This is a genomic window from Wolbachia endosymbiont (group A) of Anoplius nigerrimus (assembly GCF_947251795.1).
Lineage (GTDB): Bacteria > Pseudomonadota > Alphaproteobacteria > Rickettsiales > Anaplasmataceae > Wolbachia.
In genome coordinates this window covers 186,336-210,255 of sequence record NZ_OX366385.1, presented here as the reverse complement: position 1 = coordinate 210,255, position 23,920 = coordinate 186,336, and the positions used below count along the sequence as shown (strand labels likewise).

At 35.2% G+C, this 23,920-nt stretch carries 22 protein-coding genes and 4 pseudogenes; 15 read left to right on the top strand and 11 right to left on the bottom strand.

From position 1 onward, the window contains the following. Nucleotides 1-161 precede the first annotated feature (161 nt). From OPR26_RS01185 to ygfZ, 4 genes are all read right to left on the bottom strand, one after another. The gene (locus OPR26_RS01185) at nucleotides 162-1,103 is read right to left on the bottom strand and encodes an IS5 family transposase (protein ID WP_265015625.1); all 942 of its coding nucleotides are present in this window, start codon (nucleotides 1,101-1,103) and stop codon (nucleotides 162-164) included. A gap of 349 nt (nucleotides 1,104-1,452) precedes the next feature. Then, complete coding sequence (locus OPR26_RS01180; protein WP_265015996.1) at nucleotides 1,453-2,085, bottom strand: hypothetical protein; 633 nt, start codon at nucleotides 2,083-2,085, stop codon at nucleotides 1,453-1,455. Between the two features lie 71 nt (nucleotides 2,086-2,156). Further along, nucleotides 2,157-2,618 (bottom strand): dUTP diphosphatase, encoded by a 462-nt coding sequence (gene dut, locus OPR26_RS01175; protein ID WP_265015995.1) that lies wholly within the window; start codon nucleotides 2,616-2,618, stop codon nucleotides 2,157-2,159. A gap of 133 nt (nucleotides 2,619-2,751) precedes the next feature. Then, a complete protein-coding gene (ygfZ, locus tag OPR26_RS01170) occupies nucleotides 2,752-3,558 on the bottom strand; it encodes a CAF17-like 4Fe-4S cluster assembly/insertion protein YgfZ (protein ID WP_265015994.1) in 807 nt (268 codons plus the stop codon). Nucleotides 3,559-3,713: 155 nt separating this feature from the next. Between ygfZ and OPR26_RS01165 the strand changes: the two genes are divergently transcribed. The 6 genes and pseudogenes from OPR26_RS01165 to OPR26_RS07445 form a co-directional block, all read left to right on the top strand. Continuing rightward, nucleotides 3,714-4,004, top strand: a complete 291-nt coding sequence (locus OPR26_RS01165) for a co-chaperone GroES (protein WP_250294880.1) — start codon at nucleotides 3,714-3,716, stop codon at nucleotides 4,002-4,004. Between the two features lie 100 nt (nucleotides 4,005-4,104). Further along, nucleotides 4,105-5,754 (top strand): chaperonin GroEL, encoded by a 1,650-nt coding sequence (gene groL, locus OPR26_RS01160; RefSeq protein WP_265015993.1) that lies wholly within the window; start codon nucleotides 4,105-4,107, stop codon nucleotides 5,752-5,754. A gap of 351 nt (nucleotides 5,755-6,105) precedes the next feature. Then, nucleotides 6,106-6,609 (top strand): protein-disulfide reductase DsbD domain-containing protein, encoded by a 504-nt coding sequence (locus OPR26_RS01155; RefSeq protein WP_253302563.1) that lies wholly within the window; start codon nucleotides 6,106-6,108, stop codon nucleotides 6,607-6,609. 111 nt (nucleotides 6,610-6,720) lie between these two features. Beyond that, entirely contained in the window at nucleotides 6,721-6,882 is a 162-nt protein-coding gene (locus OPR26_RS01150) for a transposase (RefSeq protein ID WP_265015992.1), read from the top strand. 26 nt (nucleotides 6,883-6,908) lie between these two features. After that, the gene (locus OPR26_RS01145) at nucleotides 6,909-7,661 is read left to right on the top strand and encodes an IS5 family transposase (RefSeq protein ID WP_264702259.1); all 753 of its coding nucleotides are present in this window, start codon (nucleotides 6,909-6,911) and stop codon (nucleotides 7,659-7,661) included. An 11-nt stretch (nucleotides 7,662-7,672) separates the two neighbouring features. Next, nucleotides 7,673-8,464, top strand: a pseudogene (locus OPR26_RS07445) (IS3 family transposase); the annotation flags it as partial. Here the strand turns inward: OPR26_RS07445 and mutS are convergent. Continuing rightward, nucleotides 8,464-10,974 (bottom strand): DNA mismatch repair protein MutS, encoded by a 2,511-nt coding sequence (gene mutS, locus OPR26_RS01130; RefSeq protein WP_265016256.1) that lies wholly within the window; start codon nucleotides 10,972-10,974, stop codon nucleotides 8,464-8,466. The pseudogene OPR26_RS07445 and the gene mutS sit on opposite strands and share 1 nt — an antisense overlap. Before the next feature lie 267 nt (nucleotides 10,975-11,241). Then, nucleotides 11,242-12,057: an ankyrin repeat domain-containing protein gene (locus OPR26_RS01125; RefSeq protein ID WP_265015989.1), complete on the bottom strand. Its 816-nt coding sequence runs from the start codon at nucleotides 12,055-12,057 to the stop codon at nucleotides 11,242-11,244. A gap of 304 nt (nucleotides 12,058-12,361) precedes the next feature. On the opposite strand from OPR26_RS01125, the gene OPR26_RS01120 reads away from it, so the two are divergent. Both OPR26_RS01120 and OPR26_RS01115 read left to right on the top strand, forming a co-directional pair. Then, nucleotides 12,362-13,114, top strand: coding sequence for an IS5 family transposase (locus OPR26_RS01120; protein ID WP_264702259.1), 753 nt, complete (start codon nucleotides 12,362-12,364; stop codon nucleotides 13,112-13,114). A gap of 14 nt (nucleotides 13,115-13,128) precedes the next feature. Further along, nucleotides 13,129-13,344, top strand: a pseudogene (locus OPR26_RS01115) (phage portal protein); the annotation flags it as partial. Nucleotides 13,345-13,398: 54 nt separating this feature from the next. On the opposite strand, the gene OPR26_RS01110 reads toward OPR26_RS01115, so the two are convergent. Both OPR26_RS01110 and OPR26_RS01105 read right to left on the bottom strand, forming a co-directional pair. After that, the gene (locus OPR26_RS01110; RefSeq protein WP_265015988.1) at nucleotides 13,399-15,933 is read right to left on the bottom strand and encodes an AsmA-like C-terminal region-containing protein; all 2,535 of its coding nucleotides are present in this window, start codon (nucleotides 15,931-15,933) and stop codon (nucleotides 13,399-13,401) included. Further along, on the bottom strand, nucleotides 15,930-16,064 hold the full coding sequence (locus OPR26_RS01105; RefSeq protein ID WP_265015987.1) for a hypothetical protein: 135 nt from the start codon (nucleotides 16,062-16,064) through the stop codon (nucleotides 15,930-15,932). The genes OPR26_RS01110 and OPR26_RS01105 overlap by 4 nt, the downstream gene beginning before the upstream one ends. 67 nt (nucleotides 16,065-16,131) lie before the next feature. Between OPR26_RS01105 and OPR26_RS07440 the strand changes: the two are divergent. The 5 genes and pseudogenes from OPR26_RS07440 to OPR26_RS01070 all read left to right on the top strand — a co-directional run bounded on the left by OPR26_RS07440 (nucleotide 16,132) and on the right by OPR26_RS01070 (nucleotide 20,602). After that, nucleotides 16,132-17,072, top strand: a pseudogene (locus OPR26_RS07440) (IS5 family transposase). Nucleotides 17,073-17,294: 222 nt separating this feature from the next. Next, nucleotides 17,295-18,227: pseudogene (locus tag OPR26_RS07435) on the top strand (IS5 family transposase). A gap of 308 nt (nucleotides 18,228-18,535) precedes the next feature. Continuing rightward, on the top strand, nucleotides 18,536-19,108 hold the full coding sequence (gene ruvA / locus OPR26_RS01080) for a Holliday junction branch migration protein RuvA (protein WP_265015984.1): 573 nt from the start codon (nucleotides 18,536-18,538) through the stop codon (nucleotides 19,106-19,108). Beyond that, complete coding sequence (gene ruvB / locus OPR26_RS01075; RefSeq protein ID WP_265015983.1) at nucleotides 19,105-20,085, top strand: Holliday junction branch migration DNA helicase RuvB; 981 nt, start codon at nucleotides 19,105-19,107, stop codon at nucleotides 20,083-20,085. The genes ruvA and ruvB overlap by 4 nt, the downstream gene beginning before the upstream one ends. 76 nt (nucleotides 20,086-20,161) lie before the next feature. Then, nucleotides 20,162-20,602: a hypothetical protein gene (locus tag OPR26_RS01070; protein ID WP_265015982.1), complete on the top strand. Its 441-nt coding sequence runs from the start codon at nucleotides 20,162-20,164 to the stop codon at nucleotides 20,600-20,602. On the opposite strand, the gene OPR26_RS01065 is transcribed toward OPR26_RS01070, so the two are convergent. Both OPR26_RS01065 and OPR26_RS01060 read right to left on the bottom strand, forming a co-directional pair. Next, nucleotides 20,587-20,973 (bottom strand): transposase, encoded by a 387-nt coding sequence (locus OPR26_RS01065; protein ID WP_265016255.1) that lies wholly within the window; start codon nucleotides 20,971-20,973, stop codon nucleotides 20,587-20,589. The genes OPR26_RS01070 and OPR26_RS01065 overlap by 16 nt on opposite strands. A gap of 20 nt (nucleotides 20,974-20,993) precedes the next feature. Further along, nucleotides 20,994-21,359, bottom strand: a complete 366-nt coding sequence (locus OPR26_RS01060) for a transposase (RefSeq protein WP_265015672.1) — start codon at nucleotides 21,357-21,359, stop codon at nucleotides 20,994-20,996. A gap of 108 nt (nucleotides 21,360-21,467) precedes the next feature. Between OPR26_RS01060 and OPR26_RS01055 the strand changes: the two genes are divergently transcribed. Both OPR26_RS01055 and OPR26_RS01050 read left to right on the top strand, forming a co-directional pair. Continuing rightward, nucleotides 21,468-21,950, top strand: a complete 483-nt coding sequence (locus OPR26_RS01055) for a hypothetical protein (RefSeq protein ID WP_265015981.1) — start codon at nucleotides 21,468-21,470, stop codon at nucleotides 21,948-21,950. Between the two features lie 63 nt (nucleotides 21,951-22,013). Further along, on the top strand, nucleotides 22,014-22,553 hold the full coding sequence (locus OPR26_RS01050) for a DNA-3-methyladenine glycosylase (RefSeq protein WP_265015980.1): 540 nt from the start codon (nucleotides 22,014-22,016) through the stop codon (nucleotides 22,551-22,553). Here OPR26_RS01050 and purF read toward each other — a convergent pair. After that, entirely contained in the window at nucleotides 22,535-23,920 is a 1,386-nt protein-coding gene (gene purF, locus OPR26_RS01045) for an amidophosphoribosyltransferase (protein ID WP_265015979.1), read from the bottom strand. The two genes, OPR26_RS01050 and purF, sit on opposite strands and share 19 nt — an antisense overlap.

Here is a 23,920-nt window from a genome sequence, read left to right as displayed (position 1 = left end):
TAGCTGACACATAGCTGTATGAACATTGTCTACCAGATCCCAGTGCTTGACACTGGGATCCAGCTTTTGATCGAAAATGTTGTATAGTGCACAATCAATTTTTCTGGATCCCAGTGGGCTTTGTTGCATCGCACCTTATGCGGTAGTAATTTACGATAAATTCATGTAGCCATTTCGAATTTAGCCATACCAATGTCAGTAAATTGATTAAGCAAATAGCACTTAATGAGTAGTTCTTTTCCACGATTTACTTCGGACTTATTCCTAAAGCTGAATCCAAATATTTGCTTTAATCTTGAGAAAAACCCTTCAATGTGAGCTCTCTTTCCATAATTTACTTCTTCTTTCCACTTTTTTATGCAATCATATGACTTTATTAGTCTAACAGCAGCATTTCTATCATCCATGTAATCCAATTTTTGGTGCTCTGTTGCGTTGTTTTTCGGAAGAACTTTTGTCTTTATACCAAACTTGTTACATAATTCGTAAAGCTTATGCCTGTCATATGCTCTATCCGCATATAATACCTTTACAGCATGAACTTCTTCTAACAAATCGCAAGCTCCATAGTGATCTGAATAAACTCCGCTGCTGTATTTTGCAGCTATGGCTTTTTTGCTGTTTATATTCAACATTACGTGTAGTTTCTTTACTTGTTCATAGCTGCGATACTTTCTATTTTCGCTATTTTCCTTGCTGTGGCCAGGAGTGTTGTTATAAATGCTGATGCTTGTGCTATCTATAGCAATTTCGATATCTTCCATATTATCTTTATCAATTCTGCAATCATTTATCTTAATATTAAGTTTCTTAAACCTTCTTGAAGCCTGAGAATAGCTGATAACTTGCAAATTTTTCCCAATTTGCTCAAGGTATCCTGCTATAAATCCAACTGTTTGCCTCAAACCTATTCTGAATAGATGGGTTATTATATGTATCAAAATCACCACTTTATTGCTGTAAATATTGTTGCCACCCTGCATTTTTGGCCCAATTTCATACCAATTTTCTATGGCTTCGTTGATATAACGAAAAATATTTCCTCTTTTTTCTAGAAATTTGTTATATTCGTTTTGGTTACTGACTCTCATTTTTTGTGGCATATTTTTTCTTCAACAGTTGAATGGCTATTTTATAATGAATTTTGTCAGTAACTGCCAGATTTTTTCGGTTGCTATGCAACAAAGCCATCCCAGTGTCAGCTACTTGGATGACAAGAAAGGGAGCATTGGAATGACACCATCATAAAGTGAACCAGTGTCAGCTACTTGCATGACACCATTTGTTGTACACTCACTTTTTCTTGATTTTTTGGTTTATCTTGTCTACCTACTTTGCCACTCTGCTGAACGGATACATTCCCATAATAAATGACGTCATTTGAGTAATTGACACTAAAAAAATAAAGAGGCAGGCTTAACCTACCTCTTTTATTTCACTTGGCCATACTGTCTATTTTCCTTGTTGTTGAGAAGCAACTTGTTCAACAATAAGTGAGCCTAAATAAGTGTTAACCTCTTTAGCACCCTCTTTGTCTAAACCTAATGTTTTATTCCATTCTGTTTTATCTACTGTCTCGAACTTACCTTTTTTGTTTTTCACTTCTAGTGAATTTATAATTAATAATAAAGAATTGCCTACCGTCTCGTCATTACCAAACTGACCACCAACAGTAATACGGTAGTTCTCGCCTTTTAAGCTGAAGTCTATATACCATTTATCCTCTTCCGCATTATCTTTAACTTGGTTATCCTTTTTCATTTCCTCATACACCTCTTTTGTGACTAGCAATTTTGCTTCACCACACTCACTAAAAACTTTCGGAGCTTTCAACTCAGAAATCTCGTTATTTTTGCTGATAGCATATATTGCTAAATAAGTCAGCGCAGCAGCAACAAATGCTAAAACGCCCATTCCAAGTGGTGTAGCTGCAAAAGCTGCTAGCTTGCAAGTTGAAGGCCTCCAAAGCGGTGTTGAAAGTATTGCTAATCCACCTATAACGTATATAGCAGTAAATGCAACAAATACAGTGTTTGCTTTGTGGAGCTGGCCACGATGATTCTTGAAGTATTTGGAAGTTAGCATAAACAACCTCGTTTAATAAAATATTGATATGCTTAAATAAAAAAACTGTCATAGTCAAGCTTTTTCGTAAGCTACCTGCCGCTTGAGCCAAAGCCCCCTGCATTGCGACCGGTTTCTTCTGCGCAGAACTCTTCTCTGTCATCCCAAATTACCTGAGATACAGGAGAAATAAGGATTTGTGCAATTCTATCTCCTCTTTTTATCTCATACGACTGATTACTTAGATTAATTAGGCAAATTTTAACCTCACCTCGATAATCAGAGTCTATAGTGCCCGGAGAATTTAAGACAGTGATTCCATATTTTGCAGCAAGACCAGAACGTGGGCGGATTTGCCCCTCAAAACCGTTTGGTATTGCAATCACAATTCCAGTTGGAACAAGTAATCTCTCAAGTGGATTTAAAACAGCAGAGCCATTCAATGCAGCATAAAGATCCATACCAGCACTCTGCGTAGTTGCATAACATGGAAGAGACAAGTCTTCTCCGTGTGATAATCTTTTTATTTCTACTTTAATTTTACTTCTTTGCACTCCAATTTACCAACTATGAAGATTCAATTATAGCATGTAAATTGTATCTGCAAAAGTAATAAATGTAAATGATGTTATTCCAGTGCGTGACGCCAGGCCATAAAATAAGCTTTTCGTTTCTATATGCGCTACCTTAAGACTTCAACATCTTAACGCATTTAACCCCATCGACATATAAATTTGCATGACTTTTTTGAGTATTAAGCAATGCAAGTCCAATGTTGTCTACACTAGAACGCAGTTCCCCTATTTCCTCATTATTTTCATTTGTCACTTTAGTGCCAATATCTGGAAGTGCGTTATCCCCCTCAACAAGATAAAGTTTTCTTCTGAATATTTCTTGTCTGCTCATTCGATTTACGACTTCCTGCCCTACATAACACCCCTTATTAAAGCTTATACCGTTTGCCTTATCGATTAAATATTGCAATGGGAACGATGAATTTTGTACCATATCTTTTGCTCCATCTGGGACAAGGTTTTTAATTCTAACTTTTTCATACTGAATAAAATCTCCAACCGGTTCTTTTATTTCATCTTTATGTATGATCCTCATTCCTAGCAGCTTGTGCCTTGGATCTTGAAAAATAACTTGTGACTTACTACTACACTCCGCCAACTTAGTATCAAACAAAACTCCAACCTTATATAGTGCACTAATGTCTTTAATTTTCACTCTCAAATAAGTTTTAAGTAAATCTAGTTTCTCGATTATTTGCTGTAAGTGCACATTTTCGCACTCTAAGAAAATATATCTACCATATTCAATAAGAAAAAAATCATATAGGTATTTTCCCTGAGGGCTAAGCAATAAAGAGTAAATGGCTTTTTGGCTATCCAACTTATTAATATCATTGGTTATAATGCCTTGCAGAAAATCTCTAGTGTCAGGCCCATACAGCACTATTACACCACGACTTAAGAATGGTATATAACTCACGCAATCTCTATAAATAAATCTAAATTTTATTATATAACATTAGGCTCTTTTAGAAACTGCTTTTGGCGTGCATATTTTACAAACTCCAGCCCTTGAAATCTAACTTACGAGTATATATATAAAGTTATAGGTTAATTTGTTGAGAGGAAAAGCAAATGTCAAATGTAAATTTAAATGTATTAGATGATAGCGTGCTGATCAAGCCTGTTAGCGAGGAAAAGCAAGGTGGAATTATGCTTCCATCAAGTGCTGAAAAGAAACCTACTAAAGGTGAAATTGTAGCAACTGGTGAAGGTTCACGCAACTCAAATGGCGAACGCGTAGCTTTAACTGTGAAAGCTGGTGATAAAGTGTTCTATCGTCAATGGGCTGGTACAGAAATAGAACATAATGATGAAAAGCTTATCGTGATGAAAGAGTCCGATATACTTGCTGTCATTAAATAGCAGTCTTTATTTTACTAAACTTAAACAAAGCGCAACATGGCGCATTGTAAATGGTTTTATTATAGTTTTCTAAATTTTTTATTAACAAGAGGTGATAAAAATGACTAATGTAGTAGTATCAGGTGAGCAGTTGCAAGAAGCCTTTCGTGAAGTCGCAGCAATAGTGGATTCAACGGTAGCAATAACTGCGGGACCTAGGGGAAAAACAGTAGGGATTAATAAGCCCTATGGTGCACCGGAAATCACAAAAGACGGTTATAAGGTAATGAAGGGTATCAAGCCTGAAAAACCACTAAATGCTGCAATAGCAAGCATCTTTGCCCAAAGTTGTTCTCAATGTAACGACAAAGTTGGTGATGGTACAACAACGTGCTCAATACTAACTAGCAATATGATAATGGAAGCTTCAAAGTCAATTGCTGCTGGAAACGATCGTGTTGGTATTAAAAATGGAATACAGAAGGCGAAAGATGTAATATTAAAGGAAATTACGTCAATGTCTCGTACAATTTCTCTAGAGAAAATAGACGAAGTTGCACAAGTTGCAATAATTTCTGCAAATGGTGATAAGGATATAGGTAACAGTATTGCTGATTCCGTGAAAAAAGTTGGAAAAGAGGGTGTAATAACTGTTGAAGAAAGTAAAGGTTCAAAAGAGTTAGAAGTTGAGCTGACTACTGGCATGCAATTTGATCGCGGTTATCTTTCTCCGTATTTTATTACAAATAATGAAAAAATGATCGTGGAGCTTGATAATCCTTATCTATTAATTACAGAGAAAAAATTAAATATTATTCAACCTTTACTTCCTATTCTTGAAGCTGTTGTTAAATCTGGTAAACCTTTAGTTATTATTGCAGAGGATATCGAAGGTGAAGCATTAAGCACTTTAGTTATCAATAAATTGCGTGGTGGTTTAAAAGTTGCTGCAGTAAAAGCTCCAGGTTTTGGTGACAGAAGAAAGGAGATGCTCGAAGATATAGCAACTTTGACTGGTGCTAAGTACGTCATAAAAGATGAACTTGGAATCAAGATGGAAGATCTGACACTTGATGATCTTGGTACTGCTAAAAATGTTAAAATTACTAAAGATAATACCACAGTTGTCAGCGAAAATAGCGATTCTGACAGTGTGAAAGCTAGAATCGAGCAGATCAAATCTCAAATTGAAACTTCAACTTCTGATTATGATAAAGAAAAGCTAAGAGAACGTTTAGCGAAATTATCAGGTGGTGTTGCTGTGCTAAAAGTTGGTGGAGCAACTGAAGTGGAAGTTAAAGAACGTAGAGATAGAGTTGAAGATGCGCTGCATGCAACAAGAGCTGCAATTGAAGAAGGCATAGTTCCAGGTGGTGGAGTTGCGCTTCTTTATGCTTCATCTGTTCTCGACAAATTAAAAGGTGCAAGTGACGAAGAGCAAATAGGCATAAACATTATCAAGAAAGTTCTCAGTGCTCCAATTAGAAGGTTAGTTAAAAATGCTGGTCTTGAATCTGCTGTTATCATTGACTATTTGATTAAGCAGAATGATAAAGAGCTTATATACAACGTTGAGGCTATGAATTACGCTAATGCATTTACAGCTGGTGTGATTGATCCAGCAAAAGTGGTACGTATTGCTTTTGAAACAGCGATATCTGTTGCGAGTGTGCTGATTACTACTGAATCTATGATAGTTGATGTACCAAGCAAAGAAAATACTTCATCTCCTATGGGCGCAGGAGAAATGGGTGGCATGGGTGGATTCTGAGTAGAGTGAAGCCGTGGAGCAATTGCTCCACGGTAGTTCCAAAAAATCTCACATTTTACTATTCGTTAAAGGTAATACGTTTGGTGCAGAAAGGCACTACTGTTTGCATCCGTTTCATCCCTTTATATTGTGGTTGTCTATAGCTAACTCAAGAAAACGTCATACCGCCGCGGTATCTCGGCATAGATTCCGCTAACAAGTAGCGGAATGACGAATTTGTCGTTTTTCAGATTGTCGTAAGTCAGTTTAGCTATAGCATAACGCTATATTAATAAATAATCTATATAATGCTATTAAATATAATACTTAAAATCCAAATCACTTTCTCTATAAAAGGAGAAATTTGCCTTAATGAAAATACATATATATTTAATATTGTTTTTATTTTTCTCTTGCACCCAACTATATGCTGACGAGGAAATTGCAAAATTTGATTTACTTATTGGCGAGATAAATGAAGCAAGCCTCACTCTTAAAGGTGCAATAAAGGTTACAGTAGAACCAGGCTGGCACATATATTATAAAGATCCTGGAGATTTCGGTCTACCCACTTCTTTTGATTGTAAGGGTAACACATTAAACATAGATATTTACTGGCCTACTCCAAAGGAACATAGAGATAAAGTAGGAAGAGAGATATTTATTAGTAACGTATATAAGGATATGGTATTATTTCCCTTTAAGATGAATGTGTTTTCAAATCAAGGGTATATTGACCTTAACTTCCATATAAATTATGCGATATGTAAAGATAGGTGTATCCCTAAAAATGCTGAGATAAAAACCAGGCAACCACTAAAAGATTTTATAGATTCTGATATCAATAAACTTATAAATGAGTGGTATGAAAAATAGGGTTTTTAGCTAACACGTCATACCGCCGCGGTATCTCGGCATAGATTCTGCTGACCTTACCAAGAAAAAGTGGAGAGAAAGAAAGGAGTTTTTTTCTGGTAAAATAAAATTTTGGAGATGGCAAGAGAATATACGGCAGAATTCAAATTGGAAGCTGTTAAACTGGCAAATGAACAAAGAAAGGCAGGTCAAACAATTACAAAAGTAGCAAGGGATCTAGGCTCTGTGGACAAAAAATATGAAAAGAGAGAAAAAGATGGTAGTTTAGCCTAATAGGTAAAAAATGGAGAAACTACCATATGCAATATTACATCAAAGAGGAAAATTGGAAACAAATTTTAGAGTTCATAAAAAGCGTAAAAGGAATGCACAGCAAAGATGAAAAACGTTTAAGAATATTCATAGAGGCAGTGTGGTACATAGTGCGAAGTGGTTGCCAATGGAGACTTTTACCAAAAACTTATGGTAATTACAGGAGTATACATAAGCGATTTAAAAGATGGTGTGAAAGAGATGTCTGGAAAAAATTGCTTGAATATACTAAACAAGAGCCTGATTTAGAAGTTGCTATAATCGACGGTACGATCATCCGAGCCCATCCATGTTCATCTGGATATACAAAAAACTCCAAGGATCAAGAAGCTTTAGGGAGGAGCAAAGGTGGCTTTACAACTAAAATACATGCGCTTGTCGATGCACTTGGAAATCCACTTAAATTTACTCTGACTCCTGGTCAAAGAAATGAAATTACGCAGGCACAAGTGTTGACCGAAAGTATCTATAACTCTACTGTAGTAGCTGACAAGGGCTACGATAGCAATGCCTTTGTTACAAGTCTTGAAGACAAGGGATGTACAGTAGTTATTCCGCCAAAACGGAATCGAAAAGTGCAAAGGTATTACGATGAGCATATCTACAAAGAACGTCATTTGATTGAGTGTTTTTTTGGTAAAATTAAAAATTTTAGGCGCATTTTTTCCAGATTTGATAAAACTGCTGAGGTTTTTATGGGTTTTCTCAATTTTGTTGGAGCTCTTGTATGGCTTCTCTAAAATTTTGTCCACAGAGCCTAGGAATAAAGGATAGTTTATTAGGAAAATGGATGAAGAAACACAACGAAAAAAGTCGGCAGCAGATGCATTTCCAGGTAGAGGCAACATAGCTCCTTACGACAAAGAGAGATTTGATTTACAAAGAGAGTTAGCAAGAGTAACAAGGGAAAGAGACATTTTAAAAAAAGCCCTGGCCAGTCACAAAGAGTAAAATACTTTTTTATAAAAGAGCACAGCAAACGTTATAAAGTACAGGAATTATGTAGGCTCTGTGGACAAAAAATATGAAAAGAGAGAAAAAGATGGTAGTTTAGCCTAATAGGTAAAAAATGGAGAAACTACCATCTTTTTCTCTCTTTTCATATTTTTTGTCCACAGAGCCTAAAATTCATGCTGAATTAAAAGCTTTAGGTAAAAGTTGTAACTTGAAAACAGTGCAAAGTATCATGCGAAAGAACGGCATGAGGGCTATGCTAAGAAGAAAATTTAAAACTAAGAAACAGCAGACAGACAATAGAATTGTAGTACCCAACATATTAGACCAGAATTTTATTGTTGATCAGCCAAATAAAGTATGGGCAACTGATATCACTTATATAAGAACCAAGGAGGGATGGCTATATTTGGTATATTCACGTATGATAGTTAATGAGTAGCTCAATAAATAAGCAATTGGTATGGCTGTTAATAAGCGTAAACCTGCCAAAAATCTAATGTTACATAGTGATCAAGGTTCACAGTATACCTCTCAAAATTACCAATTTCTATTGAATACAAAAAACATCATTTCCAGCATGAGCCATTAAGCCTTTAGCTCCTCAAATACTTCACTTGCTCTATTTAAAACAGAATCAGGAAAACCAGCAAGTTTTGCTACATGTATTCCATATGACTCATCTGCAATGCCTTCAATTACTTCATGTAGAAAGATAACCTCTCCGTTCCACTCTCTTATTTTTACACAAAAACATTTCACGTTCTTCAAGTATTTGCTTACTTTAGTTAATTCATGATAATGAGTTGCAAAAATGGCGCGGCACTTATTTACATTGTGAATATGTTCAATCACCGCCTGTGCAATAGATAATCCATCATACACCCCTGTGCCCCTACCAATTTCATCAAGTATCACCAAGGAACGGTCCGTTGCCTGATTTACTATCGTTGCTGTTTCGATCATCTCTACCATGAAGGTAGAATAACCAGCTGTTATATTATCCGTTGCGCCAACTCTGCTGAATATCTTGTCAATCACTCCAATATGCGCACTCTCTGCTGGCACAAATGACCCCATGTGAGCTAAAACTGCAATGAGAGCGTTTTGCCTCAAGAAAGTGCTTTTTCCAGCCATATTAGGACCAGTAATTAGATGTATACCAGCTAAATTGATGCTATTTGCAATGAATTTATCGTTAACTTCAACCACTGGATGTCTTCCATTGCGAATATTGAACTCTTTACTGTCATCGATAATGGGTTTTACGTAATTATTTTGCACTGCAAGCTCCGCAAACGTGGTTCTAATATCAAGTTTTGCCAAAGCATTTGCAGCAAGAGCAATTTTTTCAGATTCTTTAGCGACTTCACTACACAGTTCACTAAAAATTTTCACTTCTAAGCCGATTGCAGCATCACGTGCCGTGAGAATTTTATTTTCTAGTTCTTTCAATTCATTAGTAGTGTAGCGCATGCTATTTGCTAAGCTTTGCCTATGAATAAATATATCCGAAGTTATTTTGTGATTTGCTGACACTTCAACGTAATAACCAAGTATATTGTTGTGTAATATTTTGAGTGCGGCAATGCCAGTTAGGTCGCGATAAGACTCACGGAGCTTAGTTACCAACTTGTTACTGTTGTTCAATATATAAGATAACTCAGATAATTCTGAGTTGTATTTTGGATTGATAAATCCTCCTTCTTTCACGGAACTGAGGTTATTATCAAGTATAGCGCTGTTTAGAAGCTCGAATAGATCTTTATGATTACCAAGGCTTTTATGTATTGTGCTTAGTTCACTCTCGTCACTACTTATCACCTGAGTAGTAAACACTTGTTCCTTTTCTCTGGTCAAGCACTGGAATGACATCTGAGAGTTAATTGCTGGTTTTTCACTTAAACAATAATTATGCAAGGTAGACAGAAACTCAGACAACTCTAAAGTTTTTCCTAGGCCTATTTTTAATAGGTTCATATCCTTTGGTGAACCACGTCCTAGTATTAAGCGCGATAAAGACCTCTCAATATCTGGAATGTTAGATAATATCTCTCGTATTTTTCTGCGTGGCTCATGATTATTTACAAAAAATTGAGCGGTGCTGAGCCTCAAATTAATTGCCTTAGAGCAAGCAAGGGGTGAAGCGAGCATTTGTTTGAGCAGGCGTCCACCAGAGGCTGTTACTGTGTGATCAATAACTGAAATTAGTGAACCTTTCTTTTCACCAAATTGAGTTGAAAACAACTCAAGGTTTCTCCTTGCTGAAGCATCAATAAGCATGAAATTTTGTTGCTTATAGGTTTTTGGGAATTCAAGCCTTGGAATGGAGCCCCTTTGTGTTACTCTGACATATTCAAGCAGTGCACCACACGCCATGATTTCTACTTTGCTGAAATTTCCTATACTCCCAAGTTCCCTGATTTTATAAAACTCGCATAATGTTCTGTGAGATTTACTATACTCAAAAAAGCTCTGTGCGTGTTGCGTAATTGATATTTTATAATTTTTTAAAATCGATCTAATTTTTTCGTCCTCAGTGAATTTTTCAGAAATTAATAATTCTCTTGGTGATATACGCAACAAATCACTGTCTAGAGCTTTCAAACTCGTTAAAGTGTGAAAAAATTTTCCCGTCGATAATTCAAGCCAACTAATAGCATATTCGTCATTTTGTTCAACTATGGACGCGAGATAATTATTGCTTTTATCCTCCAGTAGCGAATCTTCTATAATTGTACCTGGAGTTACAACTCGCACTACATCACGTTTTACTATGGATTTATAGCCCCTCTTTTTTGCTTCATCAGCAGTTTCTAATTGGTCACAGATTGCTACTTTGAATCCTAAATCTATTAGCTTGTGTAGGTAAGATTCGCTACTGTGTGCTGGCACTCCACACATTGGTATTTCTTGCCCATTTGAATTGCCCCTCTTGGTTAGCACTATATTCAGCAATTTCGCAGCTTTAATAGCATCATCGAAAAACAACTCATAAAAATCTCCTAGCCTATAAAATAGCAGATGATCCTTGTATTGAGCTTTCAGGTTCAAATACTGCTCCATCACAGGGGTGTTTTTTTCTTTTACGAAGCTCATAATATTTTTTAATATATTGTATTGATAAACGTTATTATAGATTATATTGCACATACATAAAATTTAAATAGGTGTATAGAGGGGAAAATTTAAACCAATTAAATTTCCTAGATCCAAGTAGTCAGGACACTTGGATGATATAAAGAGTAGGAGTATTTGATGACAAAAAAGCAAAAACACAGTTGTCATTCCAGCGCGTGACGCTGGAATCCAGAATATCCTAATTACAAGGTTTATTATTTAGTTTGAAAAATACTATAGCTTTTTCTATGTAAGTTGTGGCCCCTTTTTACCATTTGCGACAGTTGTATCATCAACAGATATTTCAGAGCTAACAGTGCTAATAGTTTTTTCTATCGCTTTAGCCTGTTCATAGTCTTGACTCAAAAAATACATGGCCAGCCCAACAGCTATAACAAGAACAGGTGCTATCATTACACCTAATATCATACCACCAGAAAGACTTACTGCAACACACACACCAACTCCAAGTACAACACCAAGAAAACCACCAATTATCATGCCAGGCACCAAACTGCCTATCATAGCGCTTCCTTTTTTCGTATTAGCTTGTTCTTTCATACTTTTAATAAGCACTTCTTTTGTTTTTCCTTGAGCTAAATCTAAAGGAATTTTATTATCCGCGTTTTGTATCAAAGGATTTGCACTATATGTAACAAGAAGGGTGGTTATTTCTTCAGTTTTATTACCTATAACTGCATGATGTAGTAATGTATTTCCCTTTTCATCTTTAAAGTTTATATGAGTACGAAATTCCTCATCTAGATTTCTTATTGGGTTGTTTTTTGCATATATCCCAGATTGTATTGCTCCATCTAAGCATTGTATCACTTGTTCTAGTGATTGCTTGCCATGATTTTGTATAAAATGAAGCAGAATTTCGTGTACTATCGCTTCCTTTGTAGTTTTTGGGCATCGTAAAGCACATGCAAATGTGTCTTTATTAATAGTTATTTTTTTGTTTTTTCCAAGAAAATCTTTTAACTCCTCAATTCTATTTATACTGTTATTTTCGCCGGTAATTATCGATTGTAAAGTTTTTCTGTTATCGTCACCAGTCATGCTATCCTCCTTGGTTTGATTGCATTACTCATTAATAAATAATATAATAAATCCTGCTAAAAGTCAAGCAATTAATTAATAAGTTAATATAATTTTCCAAAAGGAGCTCCTTACTTTTTGTTCAGCATGTTCATTGGATCAGACTCTTTAAGCTTGCTGTTTTATTCATCACAATAGCTACAATGTGCTATCGAAGTTCTCTGTAATCTTAGTTGGTTCTTCTAGGCTCTGTGGACAAAAAATATGAAAAGAGAGAAAAAGATGGTAGTTTAGCCTAATAGGTAAAAAATGGAGAAACTACCATATGCAATATTACATCAAAGAGGAAAATTGGAAACAAATTTTAGAGTTCATAAAAAGCGTAAAAGGAATGCACAGCAAAGATGAAAAACGTTTAAGAATATTCATAGAGGCAGTGTGGTACATAGTGCGAAGTGGTTGCCAATGGAGACTTTTACCAAAAACTTATGGTAATTACAGGAGTATACATAAGCGATTTAAAAGATGGTGTGAAAGAGATGTCTGGAAAAAATTGCTTGAATATACTAAACAAGAGCCTGATTTAGAAGTTGCTATAATCGACGGTACGATCATCCGAGCCCATCCATGTTCATCTGGATATACAAAAAACTCCAAGGATCAAGAAGCTTTAGGGAGGAGCAAAGGTGGCTTTACAACTAAAATACATGCGCTTGTCGATGCACTTGGAAATCCACTTAAATTTACTCTGACTCCTGGTCAAAGAAATGAAATTACGCAGGCACAAGTGTTGACCGAAAGTATCTATAACTCTACTGTAGTAGCTGACAAGGGCTACGATAGCAATGCCTTTGTTACAAGTCTTGAAGACAAGGGATGTACAGTAGTTATTCCGCCAAAACGGAATCGAAAAGTGCAAAGGTATTACGATGAGCATATCTACAAAGAACGTCATTTGATTGAGTGTTTTTTTGGTAAAATTAAAAATTTTAGGCGCATTTTTTCCAGATTTGATAAAACTGCTGAGGTTTTTATGGGTTTTCTCAATTTTGTTGGAGCTCTTGTATGGCTTCTCTAAAATTTTGTCCACAGAGCCTAGAAAATATTATCTGTCACCTGAATTCTTGGCTAACACCAAAATTTGGCGAGGATCTGTGCTTGTCGTACGATAAAGATGCAATAGAAATTCTCATGGAAAAGAGGCAAAAGTTGTGGAAATACGTAGAAAACGCAAGCTTCATGACGCTCAATGAAAAAAGGGAAGCATTTGGCTTGCCACCATTGCCAGGTGGTGATGAGTTAGGTTAAGTTTGTATCCGTTCAGATGAGTTTATTGTCCCCTAAACCGTACACCTAAGTAAATTAACTATTTTTCTTGCCAACCAGAGCGATGAAGATTTGGTCTACATCAAAACTCATCTTAGGACGCCAAATAGGGCCATCCAAATGCATATCGATATAGATTGGATTACTATGGTTTGGTGGTATGAAAAAGAACCTGAATATAGAATTTAAAGCGAAGTTAGATAAGGTTAAATTAGAAGAAATTGATCCTGATGCTTGATCAATCCCGAACTGTAAACTAGTTGAACATATACCACTCTTAATACTTGCTTTTCCGCTAATATTTTCAAAAAATGTACTGCCATTATATATATCAACATAAGCAAATGCGGAAATTTCAGACTTATTCTTACTGCTTAACAAATTAGTGATAAATGAATTGAAATCTACATTAGTAACTTCTATTCCCTGCGCTTGTAGGTTTACATCTCCTGATAAGTTACTAGCCCAATCATGAAAACTTTTTCCTTGAGTTTTGATTTCACCATTTAAGCTTACCTGACCATTTACATTGTCAATTCCTATAACCTTACCAATCTTTTTAGTGTCCAAATTTACAATAGAAAATCTTGTATTCATTGAGTCTGATCTTAAATAACCCTGAAAAAACACTTGCCCGTGTTCTAATATGTAACTTGCCTGCCTGATAGTGATAACGTTGTTTCTCATTACCGCATCCAAATTAAAATCTTTCAAAACATTCTGCTCGGTTTTAAATTCTGCAGTATTGATTTGCACATTTGCATCAAAGCCTTCTTTGTCATCCAAAAAATCAAGCTGCTTTGTTGACCATTGAATTTGATCTATCTCATTTCTTGAATTTCTTTTTACCTCTACTAAATTTGGTAATTTAAAAATATTTCCATTAAATTTATTGCCCGTAAGGTTCACATCTAATAAAGGTTTGGCGTATTTTTGATCTACTAATATTTTTGCATTACCGGTAATATCGAAATCTTCTCCAGATAGTTTTATTTTATCTGCAACTAGCTTACCTTTTTCCATTTTCAGCAAAAAATCCAAATTTTTAATTTTCGTATCATTCAATGTAAGGTTATTAACACTGGCCTTTATATTTGCATCATACTGAAAATTTTTCAGCCGTTGCATTTTAGATAAACTACTAAATAATGAATGATCATATTTATCTGCATCAAGATTATGCATGCTAAATTCACCATCGATCACACTGCGTTTTTTTGTGTGGCTTACTCTAATTGACCCTTGCAAGGATTCCTTATTATTTAGCAGTCTAATGTCTGAGATAGATAATATTCTTGGTGCAAGGTGCAATTTAGAACTTAGTGTAAATTGATTTTTCTGGTTTTCTTTCATCTTTATAGAAGGGAAAAAACATGAAATGAATGACTCAAAATCACCTCCTTCGACTAATAAATCACCGTCGAATTCAGATAGGGCATTATTGTTTGAGATCTCTCCTGATAAGTAAGATATATTATTGATTCCAGGAAATTTAAGAAGCGTATTCACTTTTACTTTGCCATCAGTGGATTTTAGTACAGCACGGAAATTGTCCAATATTTTGTTTTGATATTGAATGTTAGAAGCTTCTATATTAAAATTTAAGCTCAAGTTCTTTGGCACAACTTCTCTAAAATATTCCAGAAGGTCTTTCATATTCGTTGTTGTTTGTGAATCATTTTGTATGGAATCTAAATCAACTTTACTGAAGCTAATATTGAAATTAGTGTGATCGCTTTTTCTATCATTTTGTATTGTAACACTGGCTTGCATGCTTTTGGAATCAATTTTCAAGTCAGTTACCGTAAACTCATTTTCATCGAGGTTGATATTAGATGATATCTCAATATTTTCATTAGGAATAACACAAGAAAGAAAGCTAAGATTAATGATTTTTACTAAGTCACTCACAGAGCCGGAACTATTATTAATCGTTAGTGTTAAATTACCCTGGAGTTCTTCTTGATTTCTATTACCTGTAAATAGCAAATTTACAAAATTTGATTCAACGCTAATGTATACATTCTTTTTTGTGATATTAACCTTTCCTGAAAAATCGTAATTATTATCACCTACCTTTACTTCACCAAAAAACTGCTTATTTTTTTTTACAGTGACTTCCTTTATGTTAATAATATCAGCGTTAAAACTTACTTGGCTGTCTTTTATTACTATATCGACTGTGTTACCACTGGCTTTTGTATTTATAATATTAATTAAATTTTCTTTATTGCTTTTCATGCCAAACAATGTGATTGACTTTGGTTGCAACGAAAATAAAAACAACGATAGGAGTGACGGTTTTACCTCAATTTTTCTTACACTAATTAAATCTGACAACTTTTGCTCTTTATTTTCGTTGTATTGTATATATACATTATAAATAGTGAGCTTTGGAGTAATGAGTGAAACTTCAACTTTCCCTCCAATATGCACTTTAGCATCATACGTCCTCTCCAGCTCTTTTATGATATATTTCCTGTAGCTACTCCAATCCTTAAAAGTTGCAGCAATGTGCATGAGAATGAGTAGCAGCGAGATTGATAATATGGCGTATATTGAGAGCTTCATAATATGCCTCTTAATTGCAATGGAGTTACTCTATTTCCTACCTTTGTCATCTCAGTGTCTATCTTTGTCATCCCAGCACCCACTCCTGTCATCCCAGTGCTTGACACTGGGATGGCTTTGTTGCATAGCAACCGAAAAAATCTGGTGGCTACTGACAAAATTCATTATAAATAACCATTTAACTGTTGAAGAAAAAATATGCCACAGAAAATGAAAGTCAGTAACCAAAACGAATATAACAAATTCCTTGAAAAAAGGGGAAATATTTTTCGTTACATCGATGAAGCTATCGAAAATTGGTATGAAAATAGTCCAAAAATGCAGGGCGGCAACTATATTTACAGTGATAAAGTCGTAATTTTGGTGCATATAATTGTCAATCTTTTTAGAATTGGTTTAAGACAAACGGTGGGGTTTATAAAAGGATATCTGCAACAAATAGGAAAAAATTTGCAGCTATTCACAAGCATCGAGAAGGTTTAAAAAACTTAATATTAAGATAAATGATTGCAGGGTTGATAAAAGCAACATGGAAAATATTGAAATTATCATAGATAGCACAAGTATCAGCATTTACAGTAACACTCCTGAAGGAAAACAGTGCAGATAGAAAGTACCGAAGCTACGAGCAAGTAAGAAAGTTACATGTTATGTTAAGTGTGAATAGTAAAAAAGCTATAGCTGCAAGATACAGTAATGGCGTCTACTCTGACCACTATGGAGCTTGCGATTTGCTTGAAGAAGTTAATTTTCAGCACAAAATAAAAGCATTATATGCAGATAGGGCATACGATAGGCACAAACTTTATAAATTGTGTAAGAAATACGATATAAAGACAAAAGTTCTACCAAAAAAGGATGCAGCAGAACATTCAAAAATAGATTATATGTCTGACAGAAATGCTGCTATTAGGTTAATAAAATTATATGGACAAGATGGTGTAAAAGAGTGGAAAAAGGAAGCAATTTATGGAAAGAGATCTTACATAGAAGGATTTTTCTCAAGGTTGAAGCAAGTATTTGGATTTAGCTTTAGGAATAAATCTGAAGTAAATCGTGAAAAAGAATTACTAATTAAGTGCTATTTGCTCAACAAATTCACTGATATTGGTATGGCTAAATTTGAAATCATTACATAAATTTGTCGTAAACCATCACTGCTTAAGGTGCTATGCAACAAAGCCCACTGGGATCCAGTTTTCCATATAATCTCATCGAAAATGTTGTAACCACTTTCTATGCTAGTTTGCTTGTGAGCAACCTGGATCCCAGTGGGCTTTGTTGCATCGCTCAAGTGAAAAGAACTGGCAGTTACTGACAAAATTCATTATAAATAGCCATTTAACTGTTGAAGAAAAAATATGCCACAAAAAATGAGAGTCAGTAACTGCCATGAATATAACAAATTTCTCCAAGAAAGAGGAAGCATTTTTTGTTATATCAATGACGCCATAGAAAATTGGTACGAGAATAGTCCAAAAATGCAGGGCGGCAACTATATTTATAGTGATAAAGTTGTGATTTTGGTGCATATAATCGTCAGTTTCTTTAGAATTGGTTTAAGACAAACAGTCGGGTTTATAAAAGGGTATTTGCAACAAATAGGAAGAGATTTGCAGCTATTCACAAGCATCAAAAGAAACTTAATATTAAAATCAATGATTGCAGAATTGATAAAAATAATATAAAAGATATTGAAATTGCCATAGATAGCACAAGTATCAGCATTTATAACAATACTTCTGAAGGAAAATAGCGAAGATAGAAAGTATCGCAGCTATGAACAGACAAGAAAATTGCATGTAATGTTGAATATAAACAGCAAAAAAGCCATAGCTGTAAAATACAGCGGCGGAGTTTATTCGGATCACTATGGAGCTTGTAATTTGCTAAAAGAAGTCGATTTTCAGTATGTCATAAAAGCACTATATGCAGATAGGGCATATGATAGGCACAAGTTTTATAAATTGTGTAACGAATATGATATAAAGGCAAAAATTCCACCAATAAACAATGCGGCAGAACATCCAGAAATAGATTATATGTCTGACAGAAATGCTGCTATTAGGTTAATAAAATTATACGGTGAAGATGGCGTGAAAGAATGGAAAAAAGAAGTAAATTATGGGAAAAGATCTTATATTGAAGGGTTTTTCTCAAGATTAAAGCAAATATTTGGATTCAGCTTTAGGAATAAATCCGAAGTAAATCGCGAAAAAGAATTGCTGATTAAGTGCTATTTGCTTAATCAATTTACTGAAATTGGTATGGCTAAATTTGAAATGGCTACATGATATTTATCGTAAATTACTACCAGTATAAGGTGCGATGCAACAAAGCCATCCCAGTGTCTGGGCACTGGGATGACAAAGAAATAGTCACTGGGATGACATCATAGGGGCTACTCGGATGACAAAAAAAGGAGCACTGGAATGACATCATAGAGGCACTGCTATTATAGAGTGAACCAGTGTCACGCACTGGGATGACATCATAGGGGCTCGGATGACAAAAAAGGGGCTACTTGGCTCTCTGTTATAATGTTCGTTTGCTTGACCTAAGATCTGAGAGTATTTAAACTGAACCCTATACAGTGCTAAAAATGATAGGAAATCTAAGCGGAATAGTTGATGAAGTGCGCAGTGATCACATAATCCTGAATGTGAATGATGTTGGCTATATGGTGTATCTTTCAGCCAAAACTTTAAATGCATGTTCCATCGGAAGTAGAGTTAAATTACTTATCGAAACCTATGCAAATAACAGAGAAAATGTCGCTCAGCTATATGGTTTTATAAGCAAAGAAGAACAGCAGTGCTTGAGGTTGCTTGTTAAAGTAAGCGGTGTTAGCTACAAAACTGCAATGTCAATTTTGAGTAAATTAACTCCAGAACAGCTACTTTTGGCAATTATGAATGAAGATAAAGTAGCACTCAAGATGAGTGGCCTGGGCCAAAAACTCATAAATCGAATCATCACTGAATTAAGTGGCAAAGTGAGTAAATTAGAAATAAATAACAATAATTTTCATCCAATCAATGAAGATGCCCTTTCAGCATTGATCAATCTTGGGTATGAAAAAATGAAAGCTTATGATACGATAAAAAAAATACAAGACGAATCGTCAAATCTGGACACCAAGGATATTATTCGCATGGCGCTTAAAACATTATGAAATCAATATCGTGCGATAAAGAATATACTGAAGATGTGCGCAATATCAACATCAGACCTGAACAACTTGATGATTTTGTCGGGCAAAAAGACTTAATACAAAATTTAAAAGTGTTTATAAATGCTGCAAAGACGAGAACTGAAGCTTTAGATCACGTTTTATTGTATGGTCCCCCAGGACTTGGCAAAACAACTTTAGCACAAATTGTTTCTAAAGAATTAAGAGTTAGCTTTCGCGCAACTTCTGGTCCTTTACTTAGTAAAGCTGGAGATTTGGCCGCAGTGCTTACCACTTTAAATGCAAAAGATGTCCTATTTATCGACGAAATCCATAGATTAAATCGCAGCATCGAAGAAGTTTTATATACTGCTATGGAAGATTTTTGCTTGGACATATTAGTAGGTGAAGGGCCATCTACTCGCACTTTAAGGATAGATCTACCACCATTTACGCTAATTGGAGCAACAACACGGCTTGGATTACTTTCTGCGCCACTCAGAGATCGTTTTGGCATTCCCTTGCATCTTGAGTTTTATTCTTTTGAAGAACTGGTTAATATTATAAAAAGAGGCGCAAGAGTTCTTTCTACTGAAATTGAAGAAAATGCAGCACGGGAAATTGCCTGCCGTGCACGTGGCACTCCAAGAATTGCTTTGAGATTACTGAGGAGAATAAGGGATTTTGTTGAAGTGAAAGATGATAAAAAAATCACTTATGAAGTTGCTGATTCTGTATTGCTAAAATTGGGTGTAGACAAAATGGGACTCAATAAACTTGATATGTATTATCTAAGATTTTTATTCAACACTTCAGGCCCTGTTGGGATTGACACTATATCTATTGCGCTATCTGAAGATGCCGGCAATATCGAAGAAACAGTAGAACCTTATTTAATCAAAATTAGTTTTGTAAAGCGCACACCAAGAGGACGCGTTCTAACCGATCAAGCAAAGGAGTATTTGAGCTTTCAACATTAAACATCATAATTTATATTGACTAGTTGGAATGGTGTTTGTATGCTGACGTTTGTATATTATAATAATGGAGGCATATATGTTAAATAGCACTGAAACTGTAGTTCAAATTAAAACTTCTCCTAATCTAAATATCAATCCTTCTGATAATAATTCGATTTCGGATACTAAAAATGTACCTAAATCAACAATTGAAACTTCTCCTGATCAAAGTGTAAGCGATGACTCTTATGCAGTAGAAAAAGGACTTCCTGATAGTGCGCCCAAACTTGCACCAGGCGAGAAGCCGTTTACAGGTACTAAAGATACACGTGACCATAGTAAAGTTATAGATCTTGATGATGAAGAAACAAGACGTAAATTCTTTTCTGCTGCTAAAACTGACAAAGAAGGACAAAATGAGCATAGGGGTAAGTATGTTGTAGGCAAAGTTCTTGAAGAAGTTATTAGTGAAGCAAAGAAATATTTTCCTCACTATAAAGCAGCAAGTCTTAGAGCATGTCTTCAAACTGAAGAATGAGCTAATTTGTGAAGCATAATAGTGATCATATTAAAGAAGATATAGTTTTTTGAGGTGAGAGGAGAATGCTCGTAATCTTTACTCATGCGCCTAAAATTGGAAAGCCAGGCAAAAGTTCTTTCAACAATCCAACGTTTGGGAATAACTTGAAATCCTGTATCAACTATTTTCTTGGCAATCGTTAATAAACATCCCGTTTCCAATAAGCATCTGTTTTGTAATTTACCTATGTACCCTTGATCAGCAAAAAACTTACGTAAAGTTGGAACTTTGCATTTAACTTGGGCAAAAAGATTTAGAGCACTATCACGATCTTGAATACTTGCACTCTGTACTTCAGCAGCAATTACAAGACCCACAGTATCTACAATAATATGGCGTTTTCTGCCCTTTATTTTTTTGCCAGCATCATATCCTCTGGATCCCCTTTTTGAGTAGTTTTCACTGACTGGCTATCAATTATACCTACTGATGGAGTCTTATTTTTACCAATCATCTCTCTTACTTTTTTAACTAGAAAATCATGAATTTCTTGCCATATTCCACTTTTTTTCAAGCGCGAATTACAACTATATACGGTTTTCCATGGTGAAAAATCTTTAGGCAGTTGTCTCCATTGACATCCTGTTCTCATCATATAGCGGATTGCATTAATAATTGTTCTAATACTATGTTTTCTTGGTCTGCCGGTCTTTTTAGGTTCAAAATATGGCTCTATTGTCTTCCATTCTTTGTCACTTATATCGCTTGGGTACATCTTAAAATGTACCTTATACCATACTTCTTAACTTCTTTCTACTCAGTTTGAAGACATGCTCTTAGAACAGGTAGAAAGCCAGGTAAGCCTGAACTTACTGTAAGAGTTATGCTAGACAATATACAAGAAGGAATAAATATAGCTAAATTTTTAAATAGTGATGTGTGCAAACAATGTAACGCAAAAGCATTTACATTGTTACTACCTCCAAGCGAAAAAAGAGGGATACGTCTCCGAATTGACGAGCATGGAACAAAAATTTACGAAGTGGCAAATGGGTCATATGAGATGACTCTGAAGTGGCATGTTGAAGGAAAGGAATGTAATATTAAAATTAGCATTCACGATAATGGTTCTATAAAACTTATTGAGGGTAATGGTGTTACTATGGAGCAATTAGCTGCACATAAAGAAGTAAAAGTAGGAAGGCAATATGAAGCAAAGCCTTTACATGAAGCATTAGCATCACAATTGCCACAAACACAATTACAACAAAGCTCTGAAGAAGTAAAATTTTTGGAGCAACCTTCAACAGATGTAACAGAGAGCACAACACAAAAGCATCAAGCTCCTGCTGCTCAAATGAAGTAAGAAAAAACAAAAGTAATAATTAGTATAAGTTGCTTGCACCTGCAAGTAACTTATACTCTTATAATGAGCAACATAATACTACCAAGAAATTTCTACGAGCGGCCGACCTTAACTGTAGCTGGAGAGTTATTGGGAAAAGTCCTCAAATTTTCTAACTTTAGTGGAATAATAACCGAAGTTGAAGCCTATATAGGAATGAATGACCCAGCTTGTCACGCGGCAAGAGGCTATACTAATCGAACCTCAGTAATGTTTGGTATGCCGGGGTTTTCATATGTGTATTTTATATATGGAATGTATTACTGTTTAAATATTGTAACAGAAGCAGAAGGGTTCCCAGCAGCAGTGTTAATACGGGGATTAAAGCTCATTGAACCGCTTGAAGCAAATTTAGGTGGGCCAGGAATATTGTGTAAAAGATTAAACATTACAAAAGAACATAACAAACGGGACCTTACTATAAGCCACGAATTTTGTGTTTATGAATCTCACCTCAAACCAGATTATGTGTGCACTCCGAGAATCGGAATTAGTAAAGGCCAAGAGAAATTTTGGCGGTTTAAAAACTTAAGATCTTGCGTAGACTATTTGCCAATTGGATAATCACCAGTGAAACAAGCATCACAATATTGTGGTGTAGCATTGTTACGCACTTCTCCTTTAACAGCCTGATATAATCCATCAATACTCAAGAAGGCTAGGCTATCTACTCCTATAACTTCCTTAATTTCCTCTACAGATTTATTTGCAGCAATTAAATCTTTGCACTCTGGCGTATCTATTCCATAAAAACAAGAATGCTTAATTGGTGGGCTTGAAATTTTGAGGTGAATCTCTTTTACTCCTGCATCCTTTAACATAACTATTATATTTGTTAACGTACTACCACGCACTATACTATCATCTATTAAAATTATGTTTTTACCTTTCAAAATGTGCTTATTAGCATTGAATTTTAATTTTATTCTAACTTTACGTACTTCAGCGGTTGGTTGTATAAAAGTTCTTCCTATGTAATGATTACGAATTATTCCCAGTTCCATAGGTAACCCTGAATGCTTTGCATATCCAATAGCTGCAGGTATTCCAGAATCAGGTATTGGTACAACCATATCTACATTGTTTTTTGGTGGACTTTCCTTCGCAAGTATTCTTCCTATTTCTTTTCTTGTATCGTATATAGACCTATTCTCCATTATGCTGTCTGGTCTTGAAAAATAAACGTATTCAAAAATACAAAAACTTGATTTTTGCTGTGGGAAAGGAAACATTGAGGCTAGCTTACTATCCGAACTGATGGTAACTAATTCGCCTGGTTCTATTTCTCTAACAAACTCTGCATTTATTATATCAAGAGCACAAGTTTCAGATGCAAGAACGTAAGAACCGTTTAACTTTCCTAAAACAAGAGGCCTGATTCCAGATGAATCACGTACTCCAATAACTACTTCTTGATTGATTGCCACAAAAGAATAAGCACCTTGTATTTGCTTTAATGCATATATAAAACTCTCTAAGAAGCTATCTTTTTCACCGCTTGCTGTCAGATGCACTACTACTTCTGTATCAATATCTGACTGAAAAACGCACTCTTGTTTAATTAATTGTTCGCGTATTGGAGAAATATTAATTAAATTACCATTATGTGCTATGGCAAAATCCCCAAATTTGCCACTTTTGCCAAGCATGGGCTGCACTCCAAACTTATTACCACTTGTTGAGTATCGAACGTGACCTATTGCACAATCTCCAGGTAAGGATTTCTTTATTTCATCTATATCATCAAATACGCTGCTCACTTGACCTTGAAAGTGATAAGAGTGCAGCTTATCGTTGTTACTGGTTACTACGCCAAAAGACTCTTGACCTCTATGCTGCAAAGCGTGGAGAGCAAGTATAGAGTTAAAAGCAGCACTTTGGTTGCAACTTATGCCAAATACTCCACACTCCTCACGCATTTCATCTAGCAT

Excerpts from the sequence above, each read along its gene's own strand:
- OPR26_RS01185 (WP_265015625.1), bottom strand. The coding sequence starts at position 1,103 with ATGCCACAAAAAATGAGAGTCAGTAACCAAAACGAATATAACAAATTT.
- OPR26_RS01180 (WP_265015996.1), bottom strand. The coding sequence starts at position 2,085 with ATGCTAACTTCCAAATACTTCAAGAATCATCGTGGCCAGCTCCACAAA.
- OPR26_RS01165 (WP_250294880.1), top strand. The coding sequence starts at position 3,714 with ATGTCAAATGTAAATTTAAATGTATTAGATGATAGCGTGCTGATCAAG.
- groL (WP_265015993.1), top strand. The coding sequence starts at position 4,105 with ATGACTAATGTAGTAGTATCAGGTGAGCAGTTGCAAGAAGCCTTTCGT.
- OPR26_RS01155 (WP_253302563.1), top strand. The coding sequence starts at position 6,106 with ATGAAAATACATATATATTTAATATTGTTTTTATTTTTCTCTTGCACC.
- OPR26_RS01145 (WP_264702259.1), top strand. The coding sequence starts at position 6,909 with ATGCAATATTACATCAAAGAGGAAAATTGGAAACAAATTTTAGAGTTC.
- mutS (WP_265016256.1), bottom strand. The coding sequence starts at position 10,974 with ATGAGCTTCGTAAAAGAAAAAAACACCCCTGTGATGGAGCAGTATTTG.
- OPR26_RS01125 (WP_265015989.1), bottom strand. The coding sequence starts at position 12,057 with ATGACTGGTGACGATAACAGAAAAACTTTACAATCGATAATTACCGGC.
- OPR26_RS01120 (WP_264702259.1), top strand. The coding sequence starts at position 12,362 with ATGCAATATTACATCAAAGAGGAAAATTGGAAACAAATTTTAGAGTTC.
- OPR26_RS01110 (WP_265015988.1), bottom strand. The coding sequence starts at position 15,933 with ATGAAGCTCTCAATATACGCCATATTATCAATCTCGCTGCTACTCATT.
- ruvA (WP_265015984.1), top strand. The coding sequence starts at position 18,536 with ATGATAGGAAATCTAAGCGGAATAGTTGATGAAGTGCGCAGTGATCAC.
- ruvB (WP_265015983.1), top strand. The coding sequence starts at position 19,105 with ATGAAATCAATATCGTGCGATAAAGAATATACTGAAGATGTGCGCAAT.
- OPR26_RS01070 (WP_265015982.1), top strand. The coding sequence starts at position 20,162 with ATGTTAAATAGCACTGAAACTGTAGTTCAAATTAAAACTTCTCCTAAT.
- OPR26_RS01060 (WP_265015672.1), bottom strand. The coding sequence starts at position 21,359 with ATGTACCCAAGCGATATAAGTGACAAAGAATGGAAGACAATAGAGCCA.
- OPR26_RS01055 (WP_265015981.1), top strand. The coding sequence starts at position 21,468 with ATGCTAGACAATATACAAGAAGGAATAAATATAGCTAAATTTTTAAAT.
- OPR26_RS01050 (WP_265015980.1), top strand. The coding sequence starts at position 22,014 with ATGAGCAACATAATACTACCAAGAAATTTCTACGAGCGGCCGACCTTA.
- purF (WP_265015979.1), bottom strand. The coding sequence starts at position 23,920 with ATGCTAGATGAAATGCGTGAGGAGTGTGGAGTATTTGGCATAAGTTGC.